Below are 25,555 nucleotides of genomic sequence, written 5' to 3' on the forward strand. Positions count from 1 at the left end.
GGGCCGTGTCTCAGTCCCAGTGTGGCTGATCATCCTCTCAGACCAGCTATGGATCGTCGCCTTGGTGAGCCATTACCCCACCAACAAGCTAATCCAACGCAGGCTCATCTGATAGCGCAAGGTCCGAAGATCCCCTGCTTTCCACCGCCCTTAAAGAGCTAGTGCGTATGCGGTATTAATCCAAATTTCTCTGGGCTATCCCCCACTACCAGGCAGATTCCTACGTGTTACTCACCCGTCCGCCGCTCGACGCCTGAGAGCAAGCTCTCATCGTTTCCGCTCGACTTGCATGTGTTAAGCCTACCGCCAGCGTTCAATCTGAGCCATGATCAAACTCTTCAGTTTAAATCGTTTTGCTACAGTCAATTCTCGAGCAGAAGCCCAGGAACAGCTATAGCGACTCATTGTCGCAAATATCTCAAACTCTCTATATTGGCAAAGCCAACAAGAAAGCTAATTGATGAGTACTTACTGAATGAGACAAAGTATCTTTTGCATTTCTTCATAATCACGAAGGATTAATCAGAAAGCTTCATCTCACCAGGCAAGTACCCACACGAATTGCCTGAATTCTTTGTTAAAGATCGCTCATCAACCCATTTCGTGATGAGGATTGCTGACTCTTTTCAAGAGAAGACTCTTTAGAAGAGAAGGAAGCTAAGAAGCTGTCCGATCAGCGAGGCCGCCATTTTACCGTGGAAGCTGCCGGTGTCAATTATTCATTTTATTCAAATTTCAAAAACACATTGAAACTTGAAAGGCGGTGCAATAACTTGCAACCAATGACTATCAACAGGCGGCGAATTATACATTCAGCCCTTATGATTACAAGAGCTTAAAGAAGATAATTACACGACAGTGGGAGAAGCTGTATTGAACAGCCGATAAAAATTATCCGTTGTTATCTGCGCTAACTCTCCAACACTCACACCCTTTAATTCAGCAAGGTAGCGAGCCACATCAGCAACGTATTTAGGCTCATTGGATTTCCCACGATGGGGAACAGGAGCTAAATAAGGAGAATCCGTTTCAATTAAAAGGCGATCAAGTGGAACTTTCTTTGCCACCTCTCGCAGAGCATCTGCATTTCGAAAAGTCACAATTCCTGAGAGAGAAATATAAAAATTCATATCCATGGCAGCCTTTGCCATTTCCCAACTTTCAGTAAAACAATGCAAAACACCTGCAGACTCCTGACACACATGAGCCTTCATCAAATTCAGGGTATCAGCCCGGGCATCACGGGTATGAATAATAACCGGCAGACGCGCCTGAGCCGCCACGTCTAAATGAGTCACAAATCGCGATTGCATTTCTTCCTTACGATCACCGGCATAGAAATAATCCAACCCGGTTTCACCGATCGCTACCACTTTCTCATGTTGAGCTAACTTAAACAGTTCGTCAGCCGTAGCCTCTCTGCACTTATCTTCCAGAGGGTGAATACCAACAGAAGCCCAAACATTGTCCAGCTCAGAAAGCTTAAGCACGGAAGGAAAATTTTCGAGATCAATGCAGACACAAAGAATGCCATCAACACCAGCCTGACGGGCAGCTTGAACAGCCGCTTTTACATCGCCACCATAGGGTTCGAGATCCAGACGATCAAGGTGGCAGTGAGAATCAACAAACATAGAATCACATAGTATTGGTAGGACGCTCAGATTTGAGCGCACCAGCCAAATGAGTTTCGATTTTTCCGCGAACCAGGTCATCCTGGTCGGTGAACTGCAGCCCAATACCAGGCTGACGATTACCCTGAGCACCACCCGGAGTAACCCAGGCAACCCGCCCGGCAACAGGTAATTTACCCGGCTCATCTATCAAAGTCAGTCGTAGAAAAACCTCGTCACCAATGTTGTAGCTTTTATTGGTTGGTATAAACAACCCTCCCCCCAGCAGGAAAGGCATATAAGCCGCGTAAAGCATCGCTTTATCTTTAATAGCTACAGAGATGATACTTCCCTTACCGCCCAAACCTGCCATATAAAGCGCCCCTCACATATCTCTTTTATTTATATTCTATACGGTCAGCGCCAGCCAGCGACCTAAAACAGATTCTACCAACAACTGTTTATTCAGGGTCACCTGAGACTGGACTATTGCTCTCTGCTCCAACAGCCACCGCAACATTTCCAGCAACTTGCGAGAGCCGGCCCGATCAGCGATATAACGAAGCATTTTCGCCATATCAACCGTCTGCAAATAGCTATCATTACCCGTCGTGCTATAGCGTATCATTTCCTGCAGCCACAACCCGAGCCACTCAAGCACAACGACCTGATCATAGGCCTGCCACACTAATGCCATTTCGGCAGGAGCCACTTTACCTCTGGTTAAACCTGTCAGCCCGGCTCTCATAGCTTCACACTGCTCGAGTAATCCATCCTGCTCATAACGGAGAGCAGTAGAAGGTTCACCAGCAGCAAGCTGTAAAAGCGTCCGAGCCTTTTCCTGTTCAGGAACAAATTCTTTCAGCCACTCAAGGGCGATTTCTGCTTCCGGCCTGGCAAACAACACCTGCTGACAACGACTACGAATAGTTGGCAACAGACTGCTGACCTGCTGACTTACCAAAAGCATTAATGTATCTCGCCCGGGCTCTTCCAGACACTTCAACAACGCGTTGGCAGAGCTGATATTCATAGCCTCGGCCGGGCAAAGCACAACAACCCGAAAACCACCCTGCTGAGGGGTTTTCTCGGTAAATTCAATCATATTACGAACCTGAGCAACCTTAATTTGCTTGCCCCGCTCCTCTGGCTCGATCAATAAAAGATCAGGGTGAGTGCCAGCCTGATTCAACTGGCAATTCCGGCACCGCCCGCAGGCCGCCCCGGTAGTTTTGTCATGGCATAACACATACTGAGCAAAGGCCATGGCAAACTCACGCTTCCCCACACCAACTTGCCCTCGCAGCAAAAGCGCATGGGGCAACTGCTCATTGGCCAGACGCTGACTTAACTGCTGCCAGTTATTATTGTGCCAGGCCATCGGCTTGTAGAGCCGTGACTCACCCATGATTCACCCGACTTTCCAGAACCGCTTTAAGAGCATCCTGGACTTGTTGAATAGAATGCGCAGCATTAACAATCTCAAATCGATCAGGCTCGCCTGCAGCACGAGAAAGGTAACCTTGACGCACCCGGACAAAGAAATCCATCTTTTCTAACTCAATACGATCAAGCTCGCCACGCCCAGAAGCTCGGGCCATACCCACTTCAACAGGAAGGTCCAGAAGTATGGTCATATCTGGGCGCAACCCCCCCTGAACCAGTGATTCCAGAACAGACAATGACTTCATACTCAAGCCACGCCCTGCCCCCTGATAAGCAAAACTGGCATCAGTAAACCGGTCACACAACACCAACTTCCCCGCCGCCAGAGCCGGCTTAATAACCGACTCAAGATGTTGCGCACGAGCAGCAAACATCATTAGCAACTCGGTCATATCCGCTACTCTCTCATCACCCGGCGCCAGAAGCAGTTCACGAATCCGTTCGGCAAGAGGTGTTCCACCAGGTTCACGAGTCTGCACAAAATCGATATTCTGATTTTTCAGCCAGGCAGAAATAAATTCAATACTGGTTGTCTTTCCGGCACCCTCTCCACCTTCAATGGTTAGAAAGAAACCGGGATAACCGGTTTTATCCTGTTCAGACATAACACTTCCTGCACCCTAATTCGTTTCCGGTGACTGAGCCGCCACCGGCGTACTGCGATAATTTTCGCGTCGGTTTAACTGATACTTTCGCACAGCACGGTTGTGCTCTGCGAGAGAATTGGAAAATTTGTGGGAGCCATCACCACGAGCAACAAAATAAAGCGCCGAACCCTCAGCTGGATTCAGAACTGCCCGAATAGCCTCACGCCCCACAGAGGCAATGGGAGTTGGCGGCAGACCGTTGATCCGGTAGGTATTATAGGGTGTACGGGCATTCAAATCCCTGCGGCGTATTTTCCCCTGATAATCCTCACCCATCCCATAAATCACTGTTGGGTCACTTTGCAGCCGCATACCCTTTTGCAGGCGACGCACAAACACCCCAGCAATAACAGGACGCTCTTTGCTTACAGCAGTTTCACGCTCAACAATGGAAGCCAGAACCAGCGCGTCATAAGGAGTTTTGTACGGTAACCCTTTCTGGCGGCCTTCCCACTCTTCCTGCAAAACATTCATTAACCGCCGATGAGCTCGGCGCAGGATGGAGATATCAGTATCTCCGGCCTCATAAAAATAGGTATCTGAGAAGAACAGACCTTCTGATGATAATGCATCGATTTGGAGAATAGACTTCAGTCTTTCATCATCAACTGAATCCAGAACCAACTCTAGACGCGACGCCTTCCATCCCGACAAATTTTCCGACAGAGTCTGCCCTTCAACAAGAGTGACGGAGTATTGAATGACATCACCGGAAGACAGGTGCTCTACCAGACTGGCAACGGTTGTACCGGGGGAAATTGAGTATTCACCAGCAACAAGTCCAGTATCTTGCCCTGTCAACCGGCCATAAACTTTAAACAGAAAGGGTTGATGAATTAATCCTTCAGAAACCAGGCGAGAAGTTACCGCAGAGAAACTATCACCTTTATCTACAACAAAAATAATATCCCGATCGGAGACAGGCCGCTGCAACCAGGAAGAAAAGTAGAGGGAAAAGCCCCCCACAAAAACAACACCCAACGTTAGAAGTAATGAAAAAACTCTTAGATAACCCTTCAACATTACTGCCAACCATTAACCTTTAGCATTCGAAACAATCCTTAAACAAAAAGCTCTGCCAGCTCTTTCTGTATATCACGGGAGACAGAGCCCGGCTCCCAGTACCTGTCACCGCACTCTCTGACAGGCAAAACACCTATTACGCTATTTGCGAAAAACACCTCATCAGCCGCCAACAAGTCATCAAGAGCAAGATGACAAACCCTCACAGAAAAACTCTTCCGGGAGGCTTCCAGCAACCACTGGCGACACACACCTTCTACACCACACAGAGAAAGATCTGGTGTCAGAATTTCATCCGATACTACCAGAAAAACATTCGACATAGTGCCTTCAACAAGGTTACCAGCAATATCACTCACCACCCCTTCCTGAAACTCAGAGCCCCGCCACTCCCCCCTGGCAAGCACCTGCTCAAGTCGATTCATATGTTTCAGACCAGCAAGCACTGGAGTGTGACCAAGACGCGTTTCACACACCTTTACTCTGATACCCTCTTCAATCCAGGACACAGGAACATCACTTGAAGGAAACCAGCCTAAAACAACGCGACCAGAGGCATTGGCAGGACTATAGCCGCGCCCACCACTGCCACGGGTGACCATCACCTTGAGAACTCCATCACCACAATCACGGAGAACATTCGAAACCTGCTGAGCAATATGATCCAGATTCAATGGCAAATGCAGCCGGTCACAGGAACGCTGAAGGCGGCGATAGTGCCATTTTTCAAGAGGAAGCCTGCCTCCGGCGATACGAATGGTTTCAAAAACACCATCACCATACTGAAACCCACGATCCGCGACCGGCACACTTACCGCCTGCTCACCATCTACCCAGAACCGTGGAAAGACCTCTTCAGACACCTTCAATTCAAAACCTTACTGATAACGGGAGAAAGCCAGAGTCGCATTGGTGCCACCAAAGCCAAAAGAGTTAGACAACGCATGCTCTATTTTCATGTCACGGGACTTGCCGGGAATATAATCCAGAACACACCCTTCATCAGGGTTATCCAGATTAATGGTTGGCGCTGCCACCTGCCGATAAATAGATTGGGCAACCACTGCAGCCTCCAGAGCCCCTGCAGCACCAAGCATGTGTCCAGTCATGGATTTAGTGGAACTTATCGCCAGTGCTTTCGCACGATGACCAAATACCTGCTCAACAGCTCGGGATTCCACCACATCACCTGCAGGCGTGGAAGTGCCATGGGCATTGATATAATCGATCTGATCAGTATTTAATTCCGCATCTTTCAGTGCACCAGTCATAGCCTGAACGGCTCCATGTCCATCTTCAGGTGGTGAAGTCACATGATAAGCATCACCACTCATGGCAAAGCCACTGACCTCTGCAAGAATTATTGCACCACGAGCCTGGGCATGCTCAAGGGATTCCAACACCAGTGCGGCTGCGCCATCAGACAAAACAAAGCCATCCCTGTCACGATCCCAAGGGCGACTGGCTGCCGTCGGATCATCATTACGGGTTGAAAGCGCCCGAGCCGCAGCAAAACCAGCGACACCAATTTCAGCCGAACCCTTCTCGGAACCTCCGGCCACCATAACATCGGCATCACCCCAGGCAATAGTGCGTGCCGCCATCCCTATACAGTGGGTTCCTGTCGTACAGGCTGTTGTCAGCGCAAAGTTGGGACCACGGAGGTTAAACTGCATGGAAAGCCAGCCAGCAACCATGTTGGTTATGGCAGAAGGAACAAAGAATGGAGATACACGACGAGGCCCTTTTTCACCAATAAGAGCGGCAGTTTCTTCAATGGTCGTAATACCACCAATGCCCGAACCAAAAGCGACACCTGCCCGAGGACTTAATTTATCGTCAATCTCAAGACCAGAATTACGAATCGCTTCAATTGATGCTGCCAGCCCATACTGCAGAAACAGATCCATCTTCCGGGCATCTTTTGGTGAAAACCAATCCCCCACCTGAAAATCATTCACAGCCCCACAGATTTTAACTGGATATGAAGTGGTATCAAAATGCTCTATAGAACCAATACCACTTTCCCCTTGCAGCAGCCCCTGCCAGGTTGCTTCAAAACCTGAAGCCAAAGGAGTTATTGCACCAACCCCGGTAATCACAACTCGCCTGCGATTCATTTTATTCTCCTGCAATATCCTGTTGCAGCGGGCTTCTACTGCCCTATGAAGCAGAAAGGCCGCACACTCACCAGTTCTTTATGAACGGATCAGGTGCAGCCTCTCAAAATTTCGCGCCAACTACTGACGTGCAAATCTATTACTGATGAGTAACAACGTAATCGATAGCTTCCTGCACAGTAGTAATTTTTTCAGCTTCCTCATCGGGAATCTCGGTTTCAAACTCTTCTTCAAGAGCCATCACGAGTTCTACCGTGTCGAGAGAGTCAGCACCAAGATCTTCTACAAAGGAAGACTCATTGCTTACTTCCTCTTCCTTAACGCCAAGCTGTTCGCAAACAATCTTCTTGACGCGTTCTTCAATAGTACTCATGCCTTACTTTGCTCCTGTCTATTCCATGCAGATTGAACTGCGAAAGAGTAGTGTATATAAACGCCTGAAAGAATTTCAAGCGATTAACCAAATCAAAATTCATACATTAGGTGATACATTAGCTATGCAGTCATGCAAATGCCAAATATCACCCCATATACATACCACCATTTACGTGCAGAGTTTCGCCTGTCACGTATGCACCTTCATCACCAGCCAGAAAAGCTACCACACCGGCGATTTCTTCAGGCTGCCCGAGTCGACCCAGTGGAACCTGATTCAGTAGGTTTGCACGATGCTCTTCTGGCAACTCTCTAGTCATATCTGTATCAATGAAACCTGGCGCCACAGCATTGACTGTAATCTGCCGACTTCCCAGCTCACGGGCAAGAGAGCGAGTGTAGCCCTCAAGACCAGCCTTGGCTGCCGCATAGTTGGACTGCCCAGCGTTACCCATAGAGCCTACTACAGAGCTGATATTGATAATCCGACCCCAGCGGGCCTTTGTCATGGCTCGCACACAGGCTTTACTCATGCGATAGATGGAGCTCAGATTGGTGTTAATAACACTATCCCACTCATCTTCTTTCATACGCATCAGAATATTATCACGAGTAATACCCGCATTATTCACCAGAATTGTCGGCGCGCCAAATTTTTCAGCAATCTCCTTAACAACACTGACCACAGAATCCTGATCAGCCACGTTCAGGCACATGCCAGTGCCTGCAACACCATTCTGCTGCAAAAATTCCGAGATCGCCTCAGCACCACGGTCACTGGTTGCCGTACCCACTACAGTGGCTCCAGCCACACCAAGACGCAAAGCAATAGCCTGACCAATGCCACGACTCGCACCGGTAACCAGAGCTACCTTACCAGACAGGCCAGCATTATCCTGCTGCATGCTTTTGAATCCTCTTATCAAACAATATCAACTTTCACTACCTACGCAGGGAAAGTTGAAAGACTTTCCATCCCGGCAACCGGTACAGAACGCTCAATTCGCTTACCGAGTCCGGCTAGAACCTTGCCTGGCCCGCACTCATGAAATCCAGTTACACCATTGGCAACTATAAACTTCACCGACTCAACCCAGCGCACCGGCTGACTCAGCTGGCTGACCAGGTTTGTACGGATGACATCGACATCTTCGGTCACTTGCGCTGTAACATTCTGAACCACAGGAATAGCCGGAGCAGACAATGTAATACCTGCCAGATCCTGGCCCAGCTTAACAGCCGCGGGCTCCATCAGAGCACAATGGGAAGGCACACTCACAGGAAGAGGCATAACCTTACGGGCACCCGCTTCAGAAAATACAGAGCCTGCGCGTTCTACCGCAGATGCCGAGCCTGCAATAACAACCTGACCGGGAGCGTTAAAGTTGACAGCGGATAGCACCTCACCAACCTGCGCTGTTTTCGTGCACAGCTCGATAACCTTGTCATCATCAAGCCCCAGCACAGCCGCCATAGCGCCTTCGCCCTGAGGTACCGCATCCTGCATGTACAAACCACGATTACGCACCAGTCGCACAGCATCATCAAACGCCAAAACGCTAGCCGCAACAAGGGCGGAATATTCACCAAGACTATGCCCAGCAACAAAAGCGGGCTGCTCACCGCCGCGAACCTGCCACAAACGCCATAAAGCGACACTGGTCGCCAAAAGCGCCGGCTGAGTATTCTCAGTCGCGTTCAGCGCGTCAGCCGGGCCATTAAGAATCATGTTGCGAAGATCAAAACCCAAAGCCTCTCCAGCTTCCACCAGAGTGTCATTAATTACTGCTTCCTGAGAAGCCAGCTCGGCCAGCATACCCACTTTCTGGGAACCCTGCCCTGGAAAAATAAACGCAGTACTGGAACTCATTGACTCGGTAAATCCTGTTACTGAATGACCCTATTATAGGGAAATGAAATTACGCAGTCGGTAAAAATATGTTTCTCGGACATTGCTGTAAGGTAACAGAAACATGACATTCCTGAGACAAACAAGAGAAATTCAGGAAAAACCCGCAAGCAAAACCGGAACCGCACCCACAAATGTGCAGTTTAAAGCATTAACTCCAGGCGCTCATTAATGCGCTGAACCGCAGACTGCTCAACAGCCTTGACCGCCTGATCAATAGCATACCCAAATTGTCGTTCATCAGATGAGCCATGACTTTTTACGACAACGCCCTGCAAGCCAAGCAGAGTAGCACCATTAAATCTTGCCGGGTCAATATTTGCGGTCAACATTTTGATCAGCGGGCGCGCCAACCACAACAAAGCCTTACGCCACCACGACAAACCATCTCCACTCATAAACCGACTGACAGCAAACCTGACCACACCTTCACTGACCTTTAGCGCAACATTACCCGGGTAACCATCACAAACAACAACATCAACACGCCCGGAAAACAGGCCATCACCCTCAACATAGCCACAGTAATTTAATTGCTCATGCTGTACCAGCAACTGCTGAGCAAGACGCACCCGTTCACAACCCTTCGCATCCTCTTCACCAACATTCAGCAAGCCCACCCGAGGCTCTGCAATACCATAGACTTCACTCATCATCAGTGAACCCAGTACAGCAAACTGCATAAGAAGATCGGAGGAACAATCCACATTCGCCCCAAGATCAAGCAACAACGTGTGCCCAGAGGCAGACGGCAACTGACCAACAAGTGCGGGGCGATCAATTCCGGGGAGAGTCTTAAGAAGGTGGCACCCCATAACCATCAGCGCTCCAGTATTACCGGCACTGACACAGGCCTGAGACATACCCATTGCAACCTGCTCCAGGGCAAGCCACATGGAAGAATCCTGTTTACGACGCAAAGCCTGGGTCGGCTTGTCGTCCATGGTGACAGTCTGCCCGGCATGTACAACCGTAACCCTGTCGTTTTCACTATCGGGAAATCCGTCATCTTTCAAACATTGGCGTATAAAAGATGAATCCCCCACAAGCACCAGATGAAGATCTGCATGCCTGCTTAGCGCATCCTGCGCAGCCCGAATACGAGAATGGGGACCGCAGTCCCCACTCATCACATCCAGCGCTATGGTCGTCATTTGACCCAAGCGTGAATCACTCAGCCTTGTCGGCGATAACTTTCTTACCACGGTAGAAGCCATCTGCAGTCACATGGTGACGCAGGTGAGTTTCACCGGAAGCTGCATCTACAGACAGGGAAGGAGCAGTCAGCGCATCGTGAGAACGACGCATGTCACGCTTGCTGCGAGTCTTACGATTTTTTTGAACGGCCATGGATAAATCTCCTGAAAAAATTACTCACCGGTTTTCAATCCGGCCAGCACACTGAACGGGTTGGGGCGCTGGACATCCTCGACATCCAACTCTTCAGCACCGCCTTCCGGCAGAGTGCTGTATGCCTCCTGACCACTATGACATGTTTCATTTTCGTGGTAGGCGAAGGCAGGCAAACCAAGCAACACTTCCTGTTCCAGAAGTGGCATCAGCTCTACGCTTTCGTCTTCCACAACAAATAACGGATCAAGATCTGCCGGCAGGTTCCGGGCTTGCTCTTCATTCCGAACAACAGCCATGTTGACACAGGCAGCAAATTGAATCTCAGCCACATCAAGACAACGCTGACAAACCATGAGCAGAGTTCCTTGCATCTCACACTGAACAACGGCTCGACGTTGATGGTCAACGTCAAACTTCAGTGTCACCTGCAAACTCGCCCGGTCGTCAACAAGAATATCTTTTAGCCTGGGGCATGAGGCTACAGCTAATTCACCTTCCAACTTGGCATTCTGATATGCCAGCTTACGAGGTGAAACATGCTTGGGTAACTGTCCGATAAACATAAGCGCGCAATAATAGGGACATCAAAACCGGGTGTAAAGATGCAATACATGATTTCCACACACCGGATTGACCCTATAGACTAGCGCACAACCACCACTTTCTAACATCACTCTCTTATCTCAACGACCAAAAGCCCCGTTAACACCCATGAATACTATACTCGCATCCAGCTCTCCTTATCGCAAACAGCTACTCAGCAGACTTAATATCCCCTTCACCTGCATCAGCCCAGATATTGACGAAACCCCTGAACCCAATGAAGCTCCAATATTTCTGGCAGCCCGCTTGAGCAGAAACAAAGCTGCCGCTATTCACGCCTCACACCCAGACAGCCTTATTATCGCCTCGGATCAAGTCGCCGTTCGTAACGATACAATTCTTGGAAAACCCGGCACTGAAGAAAACGCAATCTCCCAGCTACAACAGTCCAGTGGGCAGACTGTTAAATTCCTCACCAGCCTCTGCCTTCAAATTCCCGACCACGAAGAACCGATCGTTCGCGTTATCCCTTATCAGGTAAAATTCCGCAAACTCTCCGAGGATGAGATTATTCGCTATGTAAAAGCGGATAACCCTCTGAATTGTGCCGGAAGCTTTAAATGGGAAAAGTTAGGCATCAGTCTTTTCGAAAAGATGGAAGGCAGCGACCCAACCGCGCTGGAAGGGTTACCACTGATCACCCTCTGCGAGCTACTTCGGGAAAACAGACGAGAAATCCCTTAACCCCGCGCCCCGTATTAACACGCATATACAAGTGCCATAGAGCGTTTAACTTTTGACGATCTTCGCACCACAAACCACAACACCCTCGCCTACTGGAGGTGAAATACCAACCTCCAGCCACGACCCCACCAATACTTCCCCAGCCAGTCACAGGTGAATTTATGCCAATACAGAGATACAGGACATACACTCTGTTATTTACCCCACTATTTGCCGGGCAAACTCTAGCAGCAGATCTGACGGCAGATATTGAACCTACATCCTCCAACGCATTCGAACCCTAAAAGGGGCAATGGCCTCTGGGGCTTGCAGCAGCACATATTGACAGCCCCCTACAAGGATATTGATAACAACGTCAGCCTTCATCGGCGCCGTTTACCACTTTTAATTTTTCAATAAAAAAATGGGAGCCAAATACCCGGACTCCCATTTTTTATATTTAGGAAAACAAACAAATTATCGAATGACAGGCCCTTCTAATCCCAAACTGACACTGATAGTTTCAGCCGCACTGGCACCGACCTGCCGGGCAAAGCGCTCGAGCACACCAGGCCTTACTGTGAAGTCGACAATATCTTCCACACCCACCACTTCACGAGCTACATAGCCAGAACTGCCCAGACCGTCTACCAACCCCAAGCCAAGAGCCTGCTGACCAGTCCAAATAAGACCAGAGAAAATTTCCGGTGCATCACTTAAACGATCTCCACGCCCATCTTTCACGCTGGCGATAAACTGCTCATGAATACTACGTACCGTGCCACGAAGGTGTTCCGCCACTTCAGGCTCTTCAGGCTGGAAAGGATCGGTCAGAGCTTTATGTTCGCCGGAGCCATAAAAGCGGCGAGTCACTCCCACCTTTTTCATAGCCTCCTCGAAACCAAATGTGGCCATATAGGCACCAATAGAACCCACCACTGAGCCCTGATCCGCATAAATCTCATCGGTTGCCGCTGCCATGTAATAGGCAGCAGATGCACCTACATCAGAAATTACACCGTAGATCTTGATATCACTACGAGTATCACGAAGGCGGTTAATTTCGTCATAAACATAACTGGCCTGCACCGGGCTACCACCAGGACTATTTATACGAAGAATCACTGCACGAACCTTGTCATCCTCATAAGCTTTACGCAAACCGGTAACAATAGTGTCTGCATTAGCTTCTTTGTCGGCTGCAATAGCACCCCGTATATCAATCAACGCAACATACTCTTTTGGAGCAGGCTTGCCTCCTCTCAAGGAAAAGGAAAAGACAACGGAACCAATTGCCGCAAATAACCAGATAAAGAACAAAAACCGGAAAAATATACTCCAGCGCCTTGCCCGCCGCTGCTCGTTAGCCGCATTGAACAACAATTTCTCTATTAACTGTCGATCTTCTGAAGCCATGGACTCTCCACCACCCTGGTTATCTGACATTTATTATTCTCCAGATGTCTTTTCCCGGTACAGGTTTGAATGTATCAAACCTGCGACAAACCTTTCAGCACCGTAACCAGCTCTTCTGGCAACGGCGCATTAAATTCACGATAGCTGCCATCGGGAAGATTTACCCCTACCTTTGCAGCATGAAGAAATAACCGCTTCAAACCTGCCTGCTGGGCAAGCTGGGCCGTACGCTCAAAACCGTACTTACTATCTCCAAGGATTGGATGCCCGGCATGAAGAGTATGAACACGAATCTGGTGAGTTCGCCCGGTTTCAAGGCTAGCCTCAACCAAGGTTGACTCACTGTAGCACTGCAACACCTTAAATCGGGTACGGGATGGCTTACCATCAGGCGCAACGCTCACCATTCGCTCACCAGACTGCAAAACATTTTTTCGCAGCGGTGCGGAAACAGCCGCTTTACGGGCCGGCCAGCGGCCATCCACTAAAGCGTTATAAACCTTCAACACATGATGCTCGCGAATTTGGGCATGAAGATGGCGCAACATGCTGCGCTTCTTAGCCACAAGAAGACAGCCGGAAGTATCACGGTCGATGCGATGCACCAGTTCAAGAAAGCGACAATCAGGCCGGAGTTGGCGCAGCGCTTCAATCACACCAAGACTGACGCCACTTCCACCATGAACAGCCAAACCACTGGGTTTATTTAGCACCAGAAGGGAATCATCTTCATAGATTATTGCTGCTTCAAGTTTTCTGGAAACCTCCATACCTGGAGCAACAGGCATCTTCGCCTCACTCACACGAACAGGCGGTATTCGGACAACATCCCCACCCTGGAGTTTGGTTTCCGCCTTAGCCCGCCCCTTATTAACCCGCACTTCGCCTTTGCGAATAATTCGGTAAATTCGGGTTTTGGGTACGCCTTTCAGAACCGCACGCAGGAAATTATCAAGCCGTTGCCCGGCCTGATCTTCGTCAACCGTAATGAAACGAACCGCCGAGCCTTTCTTGGGGCTTTCGCTCATACTACCTTTAACATCATTGTCTACCGGAGCACCGGTTTTCAGGACTTCATTCATCATTCGCTTATGGTAACAGTTTTCCTGCAGTTTGAAGCACTTAGGAATAGCTGATATATTTCCAGTACTGTTGCGGATTACATACAATCGCAACAGCGAATGTAACAAAGTGATGAAAAGTCCGTATACCCGCACTCGTGTCATGGAGAAAATGCCCCTTTTGGCTGTCCAACTGACCAGTGCCCTCTACGGCATAGCCTGAATGGTATTCTGAAAACCAGAATCCCTCTAAGGCATATTTACAGAATGGCGCAAAGCGAAAGAATATACTTTGCGCTGCGAGTTAAACAGCGCTATCCAGATTGGCTGGACGCTCCTATTACTAATTCAATAGTCAAGGCTTCAGGCACTCGTTCACTGCTGAGAAATGCTCCCGCATTAAGGAGTTACAAGACTCGGCAACAGATAAGACCTGAACCCTGGTTCGCCAAAGGCGAGATTAGCCCCTGAGAGAAAATAGCTCAGGGCATTCCCTGTTATGCAGAATGCTGCAGTTTCAGGATGATAAGAAGAATGAATAATAGGACGTACCAGGCATGAAGAGGATGGCCTACAGATAGAACCGGATTTGCATGAAAAGAATGCTAATCAATGCAACACAGCAGGAAGAACTGCGTGTTGCACTGGTCGATGGCCAAAAGCTTTATGATCTCGATATTGAATCGGGCGCGCGTGAACAAAAGAAAGCCAACATCTACAAAGGTAAAATTACCCGCGTAGAACCAAGCCTTGAAGCGGCTTTTGTTGACTTCGGTTCTGAGCGTCACGGCTTCCTCCCTCTCAAAGAGATTTCCCGCGAATATTTTACCGGCAATCCCGGCTCCGGCCGCCCCAGTATTCGCGATGTGATCAAGGAAGGTCAGGAAGTTATTGTCCAGGTAGATAAGGAAGAGCGCGGCAACAAAGGCGCAGCCCTTACTACCCTGATCAGCCTGGCAGGCCGCTACCTGGTCCTGATGCCTAACAACCCTCGTGCCGGCGGCATCTCTCGCCGTATCGAAGGTGAAGAGCGCACCCAGCTTCGCGAAGCTCTGGCTCAGCTCGACATTCCACAGGAAATGGGAGTGATCGTTCGTACCGCAGGTCTTGGGCGTGACGCCTCAGATCTGCAGTGGGATCTGGATTACCTGCTGAAAGTCTGGAATTCCATCAAGGAAGCCACTGGTGACCGCCCTGCTCCATTCCTGGTTTATCAGGAAAGCAATGTCACCATTCGCGCCATCCGCGATTACCTGCGTCAGGATATCGGTGAAGTTCTGGTCGATAACCCGATCGTTCACAAGGAAGCTCTGGAGTTTATCTCTCAGGTAATGCCTCAGTATCAGAACCGGGTGAAGCTTTATCAGGACGACGTCCCTCTGTTCAACCGCTTCCAAATCGAAAGCCAGATCGAAACAGCTTTCCAGCGGGAAGTAAAACTCCCATCAGGCGGCTCCATTGTTATTGATCCGACTGAAGCTCTGGTTTCCATCGACATCAACTCTGCCCGGGCAACCCGCGGTGGCGATATCGAAGAAACCGCACGCAACACTAACCTTGAAGCAGCCGAAGAGATTGCTCGTCAGCTGCGCCTGCGTGACATCGGTGGCCTGATCGTTATCGACTTCATCGACATGAGTTCAAACAAGAACCAGCGTGACGTTGAAAACAAGATGCGCGAAGCCCTGCAGATGGACCGCGCCCGCGTTCAGCTAGGCCGCATCTCTCGTTTTGGCCTGCTGGAAATGTCCCGTCAGCGCCTACGCCCTTCCCTGGAAGAGACCAGTGGCATTGTCTGCCCACGCTGTAATGGTCAGGGCACAATCCGTGACATCCACTCTCTGGCCCTGTCTATCCTGCGCCTGGTAGAAGAGGAAGCTCTGAAAGAGCGTACTTCTGAAATCCGCACAACTGTACCCGTTGCAGTTGGTACATTCATGCTAAACGAAAAGCGTGATGTTATCAGCCGCATTGAAAAGCGCAGCAAAACCCGTGTTCTGGTTATCCCCAACCCGCACCTGGAAACACCTCACTTCGAGGTTCAGCGACTGCGTGACGACCACATCGGTGAAATTCCGGCAAGTAGCCTGGACATCAGCAAAGAGATTCAACCTGAAGCCCAGGAATATCTGCAGGATAAAGAACTGCAGAAAACTCCTGAAGCTGCAGTTCGCAACATTACTCCGAACAAACCAGCCCCTGCACGCACCCCAGCGCAGAAAACAACCGATCCTGAGCCCGGTGGCCTGCTGAAAGCTATTGCCAAAACCTTTGGTAGCCTGTTCTCCGCTCCAGAGGAAGAGAAGCCTGAACCTAAGGCGCAACAGCGTCAGGAAAAATCCAACAACAACCGTCAGGGCGGCAACCGTCGTAACGACCGCAACCGCACCAATGACCGTCGCCGGGATGATCGCAACACCCGCAACGAACAGCGTCGTGAGCGAAAAGACGCGCAGGAAGATCGCCAGAATCGCGAACGTCGCCAACCTCAACGTCGCGATCAGCGCAATGAGCGCAACCAGGAAAAGCGTGAAGACCCTCGTCGCCAGCAGCAGGACAACCGCCAGAGTGAAGCAAGCTCCAGCGAAGCCCTAAAGCGCCAACAGCAAACATCTGGACCCGGCGAGCAGCAGGAAGAAAAGCGCCGTCGTCCACGCAACCTGCAGAACCGTCGACGCAATAACCGCCAGTCCCAGCGGGATCGTGCTCAGCCAGATGCGCAACAACAGACTTCTGAAGCTACAGCACAACAAGCACAGCCTCAAGCACAGCCTCAAGCTCAGCAAACTGCCAAGCCAGAAGCTACTTCACAGCAGCCTGCAAAACAGGAGCAGAAGCAAGCGCCTCGCAAGCCCAAGCAGGAACAGCAGCCTGTAAAAACAGAGGCCGCTGAGAGGAAGATTGAAGAAAAACCTGTTCAACAGCAGACACAGAAAGAAGCTGCCAAAGCTGCAACGCCTGAAGTAGCTTCTGCAGTGCAGGCGGAAAAAGCACCTCAGCCTGCACCTGCAGCGCCTGTCGTTGCACCTACACAGGCAAAGCCAGCAGCTGCTGAAAAACCAGCTCAAGAGAAGCCTGCTGATACACTTACACAAACTCAGCCAGCTGAACCAAAAGCTGAAGAGAGCAAAACGGCAGAGGCAAAACAGGCTCCAGCGCCTGCTGCAGAAAAAACGGCTCCAAAACCTGAAGTAGCAGAACAGACTGCAACGCCAATTCCGGCAGAAGAAGCTCAAGCCACCGAACGCCCTCGCCGCCGTCGTCGCGCCAGCCGTGCAGCTAACGACCCGCGAGAAATTCGCCGCCGCAAGCTGGAAGCTGAAAAGTCCGCGACCGAAGCAGCCAAACCTGCAACTGTAGAAGCTCAAGCACCCGTGCAAAAACCTGCTCCAGTGCAAGCGTCTGAGCAACAACTTCAGCCTACTCAACAGCCAGAGCAAAAAATTGTCCAGGAACCACTGGCAACTGTGAATCCTGAGCAACCCAGACCAGCAACACAGACACCTGTTGTTGATCAAAGCTCTGATCAGTGAGTACTACCAAAACAAGCTGATAAAAAAATCCCCGTTCATTTCTGACCGGGGATTTTTTATACTTTGAAAACGTAAAACGATTTAATAAATTCTTGGCTCGATTTCGAGATCAACACCAAATCGCTCACTCACAGCTTCACGTATATCACCAGCAAGAGTCAGGATTGCCTGCCCATCAGCATGCCCGTGATTAACCAGAACCAGAGCCTGATAGCGATACACACCAGCTCCAGTACTGTAGGCAACACCCTTAAAACCGCACTGATCGATTAACCAGCCAGCTGCCAGCTTCCAGCACTCATCCCCAGAAGAAAAAGCAACCATTTCAGGCTCCTGCTCTAGCAATTTCTGGTAATGCTCGCGGGTAACCATCGGATTTTTAAAGAAACTTCCAGCATTACCAAGCTGTTCCGGAGCAGGCAACCTGGAATTTCGAATCCGGCAGACAACATCACTGACCAATTGACCGGTAACAGGATTAACACCTGCAGTCTGCAGTACTTCCCTTTGAAGCTGACCATAATCCAGTTGAGGTTCGAAGGTTTTTGATAGAGAAAAAGTGACTGAGACAATAATAAACCGATCTCGATACTTTCCCTTAAAGACAGAATTGCGGTATCCAAACTGACAATCTTCACCAGTCAGAGTAACAACCTCACCGGTCACCACGTCCATAGCTTGCAAGCTATGGAAAACATCTTTGACCTCAACGCCGTAAGCCCCAATATTTTGAATAGGAGCAGCTCCCACACAACCGGGAATAAGCGACAGGTTTTCCAGACCGTAATAATTCTGACTCAGACTCCACTGCACAAACTCATGCCAGCTTTCACCAGCACCAGCCTTTACCAACACCTGACCATCAATTTCACCGGTTGCAACCTCACAACCTTTGATGCCAATAGCAATAACCAACCCTTGAAAGTCGCCGCTGAAAATAACATTACTCCCCTCACCCAGCGGGCAAACAGGCAGCTTTTTCTCACCGGCCCACTCCAAAGCCTCACGGAGTTCACCCTCTGAAGAAACCCGGGTCAGATAATCTGCAAAGCAGGATATCCCCATTGTGTTATAGGGCTTAAGATCTACGTGATGACTTAACTCCAGCATCACAAGGTTCTCTCTGTAAACCGGGCAACCAGGTTATCTGCTGCCTGCTCTACCAGGTCAAGTACCTTGTCAAAGCCTTTTGCGCCCCCGTAATAAGGATCAGGCACTTCATCGACTTCACTGACACCAGAGAAAGGCAGAAACAGGTTGATCTTACTTTTGCTTTCTTCCGGGCAACGGATCATCAGCTCATCGTAATTGCTGTAATCCATAGCCAAAATCAGATCAAATCGAGAGAAATCACCATCCTGCACCTGCTGAGCCCGCAATCCGGAAAGGTCATAACCTCGGGTTTTTGCGGCTTCAATTGCCCTGACATCTGGAGCCTCACCAACATGCCACATACCGGTACCAGCAGACTGCACCTCTACAGAACCGGAAAGGCCAGCGTCTTCAATTTTACCCAGCAGAACACCATGGGCTGTTGGCGAGCGACAGATGTTTCCCAAACAGACCAGCAAAATCCTTTTCACACGGCTTCCTCTATATTTCGCTGTGCAGCATAAACAGTGCGAACCCGCTCCAGATCAGCTTCTGTATCCACACCAGCCGGAGGAGCTTCACAGGCCTCTGCAACATGAATGCGATCGCCATTCCACAGAATACGTAACTGCTCAAGCCGCTCCGTCACTTCCAGAGGAGACTCCCCCCAAGTTACAAAGCGATTTAACAAACCAACCCGATAGGCATAGATACCCAAATGCCGCTGATGCAAAGCACTGTTTCCAACAGTGTCCCGGCTAGCAGCAAAATGATCGCGATCCCACGGCATAGGCGCACGACTGAAATAAAGCGCCAGCCCGGTAAGATCAGAAACGACTTTCACCGCATTGGGGTCAAACAACTCATTAGCTTCGGTAACAGGATGAGACAGGGTCGCAACCGAAGCCTGAACACAGGCTTTAAGGTTTTCAGCCACCTGATCAATAACCGCTGGCGGTACTAAGGGTTCATCACCCTGAACATTGACGACAATATCATCTTCAGAAAAACCGTACTTACTGACCACCTCCTGAAGACGATCTGTACCAGTCGGATGATCAGCGCGGGTCATACATACCTCAGCGCCAAAACGAACAGCCACGCCCTGCACCTGTTCATCATCTGTAGCGATGATAATACGTGAAGCCTGGCTGCGGGATGCTTGCTCCCAGACATGCTGAATCATTGGCTTACCACCAATATCAGCCAGAGGCTTACCCGGGAGACGAGTGGAAGCAAACCGGGCCGGAATAATTACGGTATAGGACATGTTGGTAATAATCTTGTACTGATCAGAGTCGTTCGTCGGTCGTTAAAGTACGAGCTTCTGATTCCAGCATCACCGGAATATCATCCCGTACCGGAAACGCCAACCCACAGGGACGGCAAATCAACTCATGTGTCTCACGCTCATGCTTCAAATCCCCTTTACACAGGGGACAGGCAAGAATTTCAAACAGTTTCTTGTCCATGAAATATCACCACATTGAAAGCCAGCTTTAGCCAGCATCAGAGATTACCCAGACGATCCAGTACTTTAGCCCAGAATGGCTCGGGAAGTTGGGCCTCAACAGCCAGATACCACCAGTTTTTCCTGGCAAAAGATCGGCACTTGATGGCATCTTTGCCGGTCATTATAACGATTCCCTCCCCCAGGGACGACAGATCTTCACTCTGAAAAGCATGATGATCCACAAAAGAATGCCGTTGAACGGCAAACCCCTGCTGCTCAAGAGTTAAGAAAAACCGCTCAGGATTACCAATACCAGCAACACCATGCACCTGACCTGGAGGATTATCAGGGAATTTTCGGGAACTGCCATCAACAGCGATCACCCCTGCGGGCTTCAATTCCATCAGGACAGATTCAACAGGAAGTTCTCGTTGTAACACACCGTTACTGACTACCAGATCAACACTCAGCAACCTTTCGCCAGACTCTCGGAGTGGCCCAGCAGGCAAGCAATAGTCATTCCCTAAACCTCGGATGCCATCAACCAGAGCAATTTCCAGATCCCGATGTAAGCGATAGTGCTGAAGCCCATCATCACTGATTACAAGGTTGCAGTCCGTATTCTCCAGTAAATATTTCACTGCTCTTTGGCGGTCAGTATCAACAACCACTGGAGCCTGAGTCAGCTCAGCCAGCATAACCGGCTCATCTCCACAGATTAATGGATCACATCCCTGACCTACCAATTGAGACTGGCCATTATTACCAGAACCATAACCACGGCTAATCACACCAGGACGATAGCCTTCATTCCGCAAACGCTTGACCAATGCGGCCACCATGGGGGTTTTCCCCGTACCTCCCGCAGTTACATTACCAACGACAATAACGGGAACTGGCGGCTTCCAAGGTGGATTAGACCTAAAAGCCTGAAAGCGTTTATCAGCTTCACGTTTAACAAGAGCAGCCAATGGCACAAAGGGGTAAAGAGAGGGGCTGAGTTCAGGCCTGTACCAGGCCCGAACCAGTTTTTCAGATAAGGCGCTTTTCACGCGAGACAAAAAGGAAGACCCCATTATTTGGCTTCAGCTTCCTGAGTTGCAATACTGAGTTTAGAAAAGCCCAGCTCTCCTGCTGCTTCCATGGCAATTACCACAGATTCATGAGGTGTTTTAGCGTCAGCTATAAGAACAACGGGACGGGTGATATCGCCGCCAGATGCCCTTTCAAGAGCAGCCTTTACAATTTCAAGGCTATTGCCGGGCAACACCTGACCGGAAATCGCATAAACACCAGTCTGGCTGATCTCCATCTTTATTTCCCGTTGCTCTTTAGGAGCTTGAGACGACACAGACGCTTCTGGAAGATCAACCTCTAAACGGGTTTCCCTGGTAAAAGTGGTAGACACCATAAAGAAGATCAGCAGCAGAAAAACAACATCGATCAGGGGCGTCAGATTAACTGTTACTTCCTGAACAGGCTGGCGCCGGAACTTCATGCCTTACCACCTTCACTGAAGTCCACCTTCCGCTCACCCTGAACAACTTCCACCAGACGGGTGGCATCCTGCTCCATTGTTACTACTAACTCATCAACACGGCGAATAAGGAAACGGTGAAAGATGACTGCGGGGATCGCGATACTCAAACCTGCTGCGGTTGTAACCAGCGCCTTGGAAATACCACCGGCAAGAATAGCGGCATTACCACTGCCTTCCAGCATAATAACGGTAAACACATCAATCATACCGATAACAGTACCCAGCAAACCCAGCAGCGGGGCCACGGCGGCCACAGTACCCAGAGCATTCAGGTAGCGCTCCAGTTCGTGAACAACTTTACTGGCGGCCTCATCGATACTTTCTTTCATAATTTCCCGGCCATGGCGAGCATTGACCAAACCGGCCGCCATGATTTCGCCCAGCGGGGAATTACGGCGCAACTCTTTCAACTTGTCATTGGTGAGATCGCCATCCTTAAACCACTTCCACACCTGTGGCAGAAGGTTTTTGGGAGCTACTTTCTCCCGTCGCAGGGACCACAGGCGTTCGATTACAATAGCCGTTGCCAGCACAGAACAAAGTACAATCGGTAGCATCAACCAGCCACCAGCTTTTATCAGCTCGAACACCTGCGGAAACACCTTTAAAAATGTAAATTCGGCTGACCACTTTACCATAACCCCTGCGCCAGTCTACCGGCCATAGACCGAACTGGCTCACAGTTTTCAAGCTGTCGACCATCATGGAGAAAACGACTCCACCAGTACCCTGCTCTTTCCCTGTAACAACTCAGCTTCAGCCCTCCCTGCTTGCCAAGCACATAGGTTTGCGTGCCAGTTTCTGCAGTATTCAGTACTGTGATCTGCCTATCATGATAACGGCGAATAACAGCGATGGCCGGGTGGTGGAATTTATTTTTATAGCCTGCTGAAACGGAAGCATAAGCAGGTTTCACAGTATTCAGGAATGCAGCGGTAGAAGACGAATCACTGCCATGGTGGGGAGCAAGCAGAAGCTGACTCTGCAGTGTTTCTCCGTACTGTTCTATCAACAATCGCTCTCTTCGCTTAGTAATATCTCCTGTCAGCAGAGCGCAATCGCTGCCAGCGCAAACCTTTATGACACAGGAGCGATCATTAACCGGTAAATGATCTAACCCGTTACCAGCTCCAAGGTACTCAAACTTTACCGCATCCCACTCCCAGCCAGTGCCAGCCATACAATAATTGCCAAGATTATCTTCCGGAACAAAAAACTCGGCTTCAGGAAAATGAGAACGCAGTACATCAAGGCCACCGATATGATCCCGATCACTATGGGAAATAATAATTTTATCCGGATACAGGTGCCCGCCTTGCTGCAGATAAGGAAGTATAACGGCCTCTGCTGCTGAAAAGTGGGGCGAGAAACGATCACCGGTGTCATAGACCAAGCTGTGATTCCGGGTACGAACCGCGACTGCCAACCCCTGCCCCACATCAAGTACGGAGATTTCAACTGTTCTCTCATCCGGCTTCTTAACCACCGGCCATAACCAAGGAATAAAACAAAACAGCCCAAGCCAGCGCCAACCCAGAGCTGCCGGGGTAAGAACAATCGCTACACCAACAGCTGCCATAAGCATAACTGGCAAAGCAGGGACAGGCACCAGAAGGCCCTCAGGCGTCAATTGAACGACCCATCCAAGGCTCGATTGCCAGATTTCAAGAACTCGGCTTACCCATTGAAGAATCGTCAATCCTACAGTTTGCCAAAATGCAGAGAGAATAATCCCAATAAATATCAGGGGGATCAGTATCAATCCTACCAATGGTATAGAGACAAGGTTTACAAAAGGTGAGAAAAAGTTGACCGGCTGATGCATCGAGGCCAAAACCGGCGTCAGCGCCAGGGCAACCACCAACTGTGACCAAAAAATTGAACCGAATCGCGATTCACTTCGTCGATAACTGAATGCATACAAAAGCGCAGCCACCGCCAGAAATGAAAGCCAAAAGCCATTGGCAGTCACACCCAAGGGTTCAATAATAAGCACGCTACAAAGAGCAAACAGGTAAATAGTAAGTCTGGGCAACCGGAACCCTAAACTCAGCACAGCACTGCCGACCCCTAGCATGATCAGGGCCCGCTGAACCGGCAAGCCAAAACCAGCCATAAGACTGTAGAGCAACGCCATTCCCAGCCCTGCAACTCGCCCAAGAACGGGAACAGGCCAGCTATGCAATGGCAGCACCCCCAAAAGAGCCATACACCGAATGAGCCCCCAGCCAAACAGAGCCATCAAACTGACATGCAACCCGGAAATAACCAGCAAATGTACCGTTCCGGTTTTACGGAATATTTGCCAGCTTTCCTGTGACACTCCGCGGGTATCTCCAAGGAGAAGCGCACGAACAATACCACCTCCTGTTTCGGGGAGATGATTCTCCAACCACTGACTCAATTGGTTACGCCAAACCAGAACACCTGTTGCAGGTACACCTTCTAAAAGAAGGTTTTCAATTTCGTCACAAGCCCTCACATAACCGGTGGCAGTTATCCCTTGGCGCAGCAATACAGTTTGGTAATCACCAGCACCTTCACTGGCGAACCCGTGAGGCTGCTTTAAACGCACACATAACTGTCTGATTTCTCCGGGAAGCAATTGCGGTGCATCAAACCAGCTGAGAGACACCTTATTATCAATAATGGGTAATCCTGCCGGGGGAATAATCTCCCCTGAAAAGATAAACCGGGTACGCTCCCCTTTAATATCTGGCAGGTTGGCAATTTTTCCGTACATTTTCAGATCACGACCTGCAAACTCATCCGGCAGCCAGTTATTAACACGCTGAATTTGATTCCAGCCCCCATAAACAAATCCACCCAGCAAGGCAATAAAAAGCAAGTAAGGGAACGTTTTCCGCAAAACCGCTGTCAATATAAGAAGGCTGGCGGCTGAGATAATCAGCACGACAGGATAGGCATCAGCCCGTAGGTAAATAGACACTATTATTCCGATGGGTAAGCCGGTCAGTACCTGCCACATAAGCACCTGTCACGTATAGAGAATCATCAGTTTTCAGGGCATACTGCATCGATGCCTGAAAACCCTGAAACATAGACTATTGTGTGTTGCAGGCAGGCTTTGACTTTTAAGTCGCCACAACGTTGTGAATTATCAAGGAACAGGCCTAATCTATCGGCATGGCGAGGAAACTGATTCAACGGTATTTACCGGATCCGGCTCAATTAAGAGAGAATAAATCTCTTAAATTTCTGGGCGATCATTTGCTGAACCCAAACATCTGGCACCTGAATCGGCGCTCAGTGGCGTTGGCATTTTTTGTCGGAATTCTGATTGCCTTTATCCCCATCCCCTTTCAAATGGTTGTGGCAGCTTGTCTGGCACTTCTTATCCGTTGCAACCTGCCGGTTTCTGTTGCTCTGGTCTGGATTACTAATCCAGTGACCATGCCAATCATGTGGTACACAACCTACAAGATCGGCTGTTTTATTTTGCAAACACCTGTGGCGCCTCACCATGGTTTTGAAATCAGCCTGGAATGGTTAACCGCAGAATTCGCACGAATCTGGCTACCACTCTACCTTGGCTCCTTTCTTACCGGGCTATTTTTTGCCATTATCAGTTATGTAGGTATACGACTGTTCTGGCGCTGGCATATCGTCCGAACATGGAAACAGAGACAGAAAAATCGTTCTTGCAATTCTGGAAACGAATAAGCACCAATCTGCTTAACCGTATTA

The 25,555-nt window shown here is 49.6% G+C and carries 26 protein-coding genes and 1 rRNA gene; 3 read left to right on the top strand and 24 right to left on the bottom strand.

The window, feature by feature from the left end; genetic code table 11:
* The 14 genes from QMA35_RS09650 to QMA35_RS09715 all read right to left on the bottom strand — a co-directional run.
* Nucleotides 1-345, bottom strand: a 16S ribosomal RNA gene (locus QMA35_RS09650); the annotation flags it as partial.
* A gap of 503 nt (nucleotides 346-848) precedes the next feature.
* Nucleotides 849-1,634 (bottom strand): TatD family hydrolase, encoded by a 786-nt coding sequence (locus QMA35_RS09655; RefSeq protein ID WP_281646940.1) that lies wholly within the window; start codon nucleotides 1,632-1,634, stop codon nucleotides 849-851.
* A gap of 4 nt (nucleotides 1,635-1,638) precedes the next feature.
* Complete coding sequence (locus tag QMA35_RS09660) at nucleotides 1,639-1,986, bottom strand: PilZ domain-containing protein (RefSeq protein WP_281646941.1); 348 nt, start codon at nucleotides 1,984-1,986, stop codon at nucleotides 1,639-1,641.
* Between the two features lie 36 nt (nucleotides 1,987-2,022).
* A complete protein-coding gene (locus tag QMA35_RS09665) occupies nucleotides 2,023-3,021 on the bottom strand; it encodes a DNA polymerase III subunit delta' (RefSeq protein WP_281646942.1) in 999 nt (332 codons plus the stop codon).
* Nucleotides 3,014-3,664 (bottom strand): dTMP kinase, encoded by a 651-nt coding sequence (tmk, locus tag QMA35_RS09670; RefSeq protein WP_281646943.1) that lies wholly within the window; start codon nucleotides 3,662-3,664, stop codon nucleotides 3,014-3,016. The genes QMA35_RS09665 and tmk overlap by 8 nt, the downstream gene beginning before the upstream one ends.
* A gap of 15 nt (nucleotides 3,665-3,679) precedes the next feature.
* Nucleotides 3,680-4,729 (bottom strand): endolytic transglycosylase MltG, encoded by a 1,050-nt coding sequence (gene mltG, locus QMA35_RS09675; protein WP_281646944.1) that lies wholly within the window; start codon nucleotides 4,727-4,729, stop codon nucleotides 3,680-3,682.
* 38 nt (nucleotides 4,730-4,767) lie between these two features.
* Nucleotides 4,768-5,592, bottom strand: a complete 825-nt coding sequence (pabC, locus tag QMA35_RS09680; RefSeq protein WP_281646945.1) for an aminodeoxychorismate lyase — start codon at nucleotides 5,590-5,592, stop codon at nucleotides 4,768-4,770.
* A gap of 15 nt (nucleotides 5,593-5,607) precedes the next feature.
* The gene (fabF, locus tag QMA35_RS09685; protein ID WP_281646946.1) at nucleotides 5,608-6,849 is read right to left on the bottom strand and encodes a beta-ketoacyl-ACP synthase II; all 1,242 of its coding nucleotides are present in this window, start codon (nucleotides 6,847-6,849) and stop codon (nucleotides 5,608-5,610) included.
* A 139-nt stretch (nucleotides 6,850-6,988) separates the two neighbouring features.
* Nucleotides 6,989-7,222: an acyl carrier protein gene (acpP, locus tag QMA35_RS09690; protein ID WP_281646947.1), complete on the bottom strand. Its 234-nt coding sequence runs from the start codon at nucleotides 7,220-7,222 to the stop codon at nucleotides 6,989-6,991.
* Nucleotides 7,223-7,370: 148 nt separating this feature from the next.
* Nucleotides 7,371-8,129, bottom strand: coding sequence for a 3-oxoacyl-ACP reductase FabG (gene fabG / locus QMA35_RS09695; RefSeq protein WP_281646948.1), 759 nt, complete (start codon nucleotides 8,127-8,129; stop codon nucleotides 7,371-7,373).
* 41 nt (nucleotides 8,130-8,170) lie between these two features.
* Entirely contained in the window at nucleotides 8,171-9,094 is a 924-nt protein-coding gene (gene fabD, locus QMA35_RS09700) for an ACP S-malonyltransferase (protein ID WP_281646949.1), read from the bottom strand.
* 182 nt (nucleotides 9,095-9,276) lie between these two features.
* A complete protein-coding gene (gene plsX / locus QMA35_RS09705; RefSeq protein WP_281646950.1) occupies nucleotides 9,277-10,287 on the bottom strand; it encodes a phosphate acyltransferase PlsX in 1,011 nt (336 codons plus the stop codon).
* A gap of 16 nt (nucleotides 10,288-10,303) precedes the next feature.
* Nucleotides 10,304-10,483 carry a 50S ribosomal protein L32 gene (rpmF, locus tag QMA35_RS09710; protein ID WP_281646951.1) on the bottom strand — a complete coding sequence of 60 codons (180 nt, stop codon included), beginning with the start codon at nucleotides 10,481-10,483 and terminating at the stop codon, nucleotides 10,304-10,306.
* A gap of 20 nt (nucleotides 10,484-10,503) precedes the next feature.
* On the bottom strand, nucleotides 10,504-11,049 hold the full coding sequence (locus QMA35_RS09715) for a YceD family protein (RefSeq protein ID WP_281646952.1): 546 nt from the start codon (nucleotides 11,047-11,049) through the stop codon (nucleotides 10,504-10,506).
* A gap of 148 nt (nucleotides 11,050-11,197) precedes the next feature.
* On the opposite strand from QMA35_RS09715, the gene QMA35_RS09720 reads away from it, so the two are divergent.
* Nucleotides 11,198-11,773: a Maf family protein gene (locus tag QMA35_RS09720; protein WP_281646953.1), complete on the top strand. Its 576-nt coding sequence runs from the start codon at nucleotides 11,198-11,200 to the stop codon at nucleotides 11,771-11,773.
* A 456-nt stretch (nucleotides 11,774-12,229) separates the two neighbouring features.
* Here QMA35_RS09720 and QMA35_RS09725 read toward each other — a convergent pair whose 3' ends face one another.
* Both QMA35_RS09725 and rluC read right to left on the bottom strand, forming a co-directional pair.
* Nucleotides 12,230-13,198: a S49 family peptidase gene (locus tag QMA35_RS09725; RefSeq protein ID WP_281646954.1), complete on the bottom strand. Its 969-nt coding sequence runs from the start codon at nucleotides 13,196-13,198 to the stop codon at nucleotides 12,230-12,232.
* Between the two features lie 44 nt (nucleotides 13,199-13,242).
* Nucleotides 13,243-14,394: a 23S rRNA pseudouridine(955/2504/2580) synthase RluC gene (gene rluC / locus QMA35_RS09730; RefSeq protein ID WP_348650939.1), complete on the bottom strand. Its 1,152-nt coding sequence runs from the start codon at nucleotides 14,392-14,394 to the stop codon at nucleotides 13,243-13,245.
* A gap of 428 nt (nucleotides 14,395-14,822) precedes the next feature.
* Between rluC and rne the strand changes: the two genes are divergently transcribed.
* Nucleotides 14,823-17,762 carry a ribonuclease E gene (gene rne, locus QMA35_RS09735; RefSeq protein ID WP_281646955.1) on the top strand — a complete coding sequence of 980 codons (2,940 nt, stop codon included), beginning with the start codon at nucleotides 14,823-14,825 and terminating at the stop codon, nucleotides 17,760-17,762.
* An 81-nt stretch (nucleotides 17,763-17,843) separates the two neighbouring features.
* Here the strand turns inward: rne and murB are convergent, their stop codons facing one another.
* The 8 genes from murB to QMA35_RS09775 are packed head-to-tail and all read right to left on the bottom strand — an operon-like array spanning nucleotide 17,844 to nucleotide 24,797.
* Nucleotides 17,844-18,872 carry a UDP-N-acetylmuramate dehydrogenase gene (murB, locus tag QMA35_RS09740; protein ID WP_281646981.1) on the bottom strand — a complete coding sequence of 343 codons (1,029 nt, stop codon included), beginning with the start codon at nucleotides 18,870-18,872 and terminating at the stop codon, nucleotides 17,844-17,846.
* Nucleotides 18,872-19,345 (bottom strand): low molecular weight protein-tyrosine-phosphatase, encoded by a 474-nt coding sequence (locus tag QMA35_RS09745; protein ID WP_281646956.1) that lies wholly within the window; start codon nucleotides 19,343-19,345, stop codon nucleotides 18,872-18,874. Before QMA35_RS09745 ends, murB begins: the two co-directional genes overlap by 1 nt.
* A complete protein-coding gene (gene kdsB / locus QMA35_RS09750; RefSeq protein ID WP_281646957.1) occupies nucleotides 19,342-20,124 on the bottom strand; it encodes a 3-deoxy-manno-octulosonate cytidylyltransferase in 783 nt (260 codons plus the stop codon). Before kdsB ends, QMA35_RS09745 begins: the two co-directional genes overlap by 4 nt.
* Nucleotides 20,125-20,146: 22 nt before the next feature.
* Nucleotides 20,147-20,326, bottom strand: a complete 180-nt coding sequence (locus QMA35_RS09755; RefSeq protein ID WP_281646958.1) for a Trm112 family protein — start codon at nucleotides 20,324-20,326, stop codon at nucleotides 20,147-20,149.
* Nucleotides 20,327-20,363: 37 nt separating this feature from the next.
* Complete coding sequence (gene lpxK / locus QMA35_RS09760; RefSeq protein ID WP_281646959.1) at nucleotides 20,364-21,383, bottom strand: tetraacyldisaccharide 4'-kinase; 1,020 nt, start codon at nucleotides 21,381-21,383, stop codon at nucleotides 20,364-20,366.
* The gene (locus QMA35_RS09765; RefSeq protein WP_281646960.1) at nucleotides 21,383-21,805 is read right to left on the bottom strand and encodes a biopolymer transporter ExbD; all 423 of its coding nucleotides are present in this window, start codon (nucleotides 21,803-21,805) and stop codon (nucleotides 21,383-21,385) included. The genes lpxK and QMA35_RS09765 overlap by 1 nt, the downstream gene beginning before the upstream one ends.
* Nucleotides 21,802-22,437, bottom strand: coding sequence for a MotA/TolQ/ExbB proton channel family protein (locus QMA35_RS09770; RefSeq protein ID WP_281646982.1), 636 nt, complete (start codon nucleotides 22,435-22,437; stop codon nucleotides 21,802-21,804). The genes QMA35_RS09765 and QMA35_RS09770 overlap by 4 nt, the downstream gene beginning before the upstream one ends.
* Before the next feature lie 41 nt (nucleotides 22,438-22,478).
* Complete coding sequence (locus QMA35_RS09775; protein ID WP_281646961.1) at nucleotides 22,479-24,797, bottom strand: DNA internalization-related competence protein ComEC/Rec2; 2,319 nt, start codon at nucleotides 24,795-24,797, stop codon at nucleotides 22,479-22,481.
* A 197-nt stretch (nucleotides 24,798-24,994) separates the two neighbouring features.
* On the opposite strand from QMA35_RS09775, the gene QMA35_RS09780 reads away from it, so the two are divergent.
* Nucleotides 24,995-25,531, top strand: a complete 537-nt coding sequence (locus QMA35_RS09780) for a DUF2062 domain-containing protein (RefSeq protein WP_281646962.1) — start codon at nucleotides 24,995-24,997, stop codon at nucleotides 25,529-25,531.
* Nucleotides 25,532-25,555: the final 24 nt, after the last annotated feature.

Source organism: Parendozoicomonas sp. Alg238-R29 (genome assembly GCF_947331445.1).
Taxonomy (GTDB): Bacteria; Pseudomonadota; Gammaproteobacteria; order Pseudomonadales; family Endozoicomonadaceae; genus Sansalvadorimonas.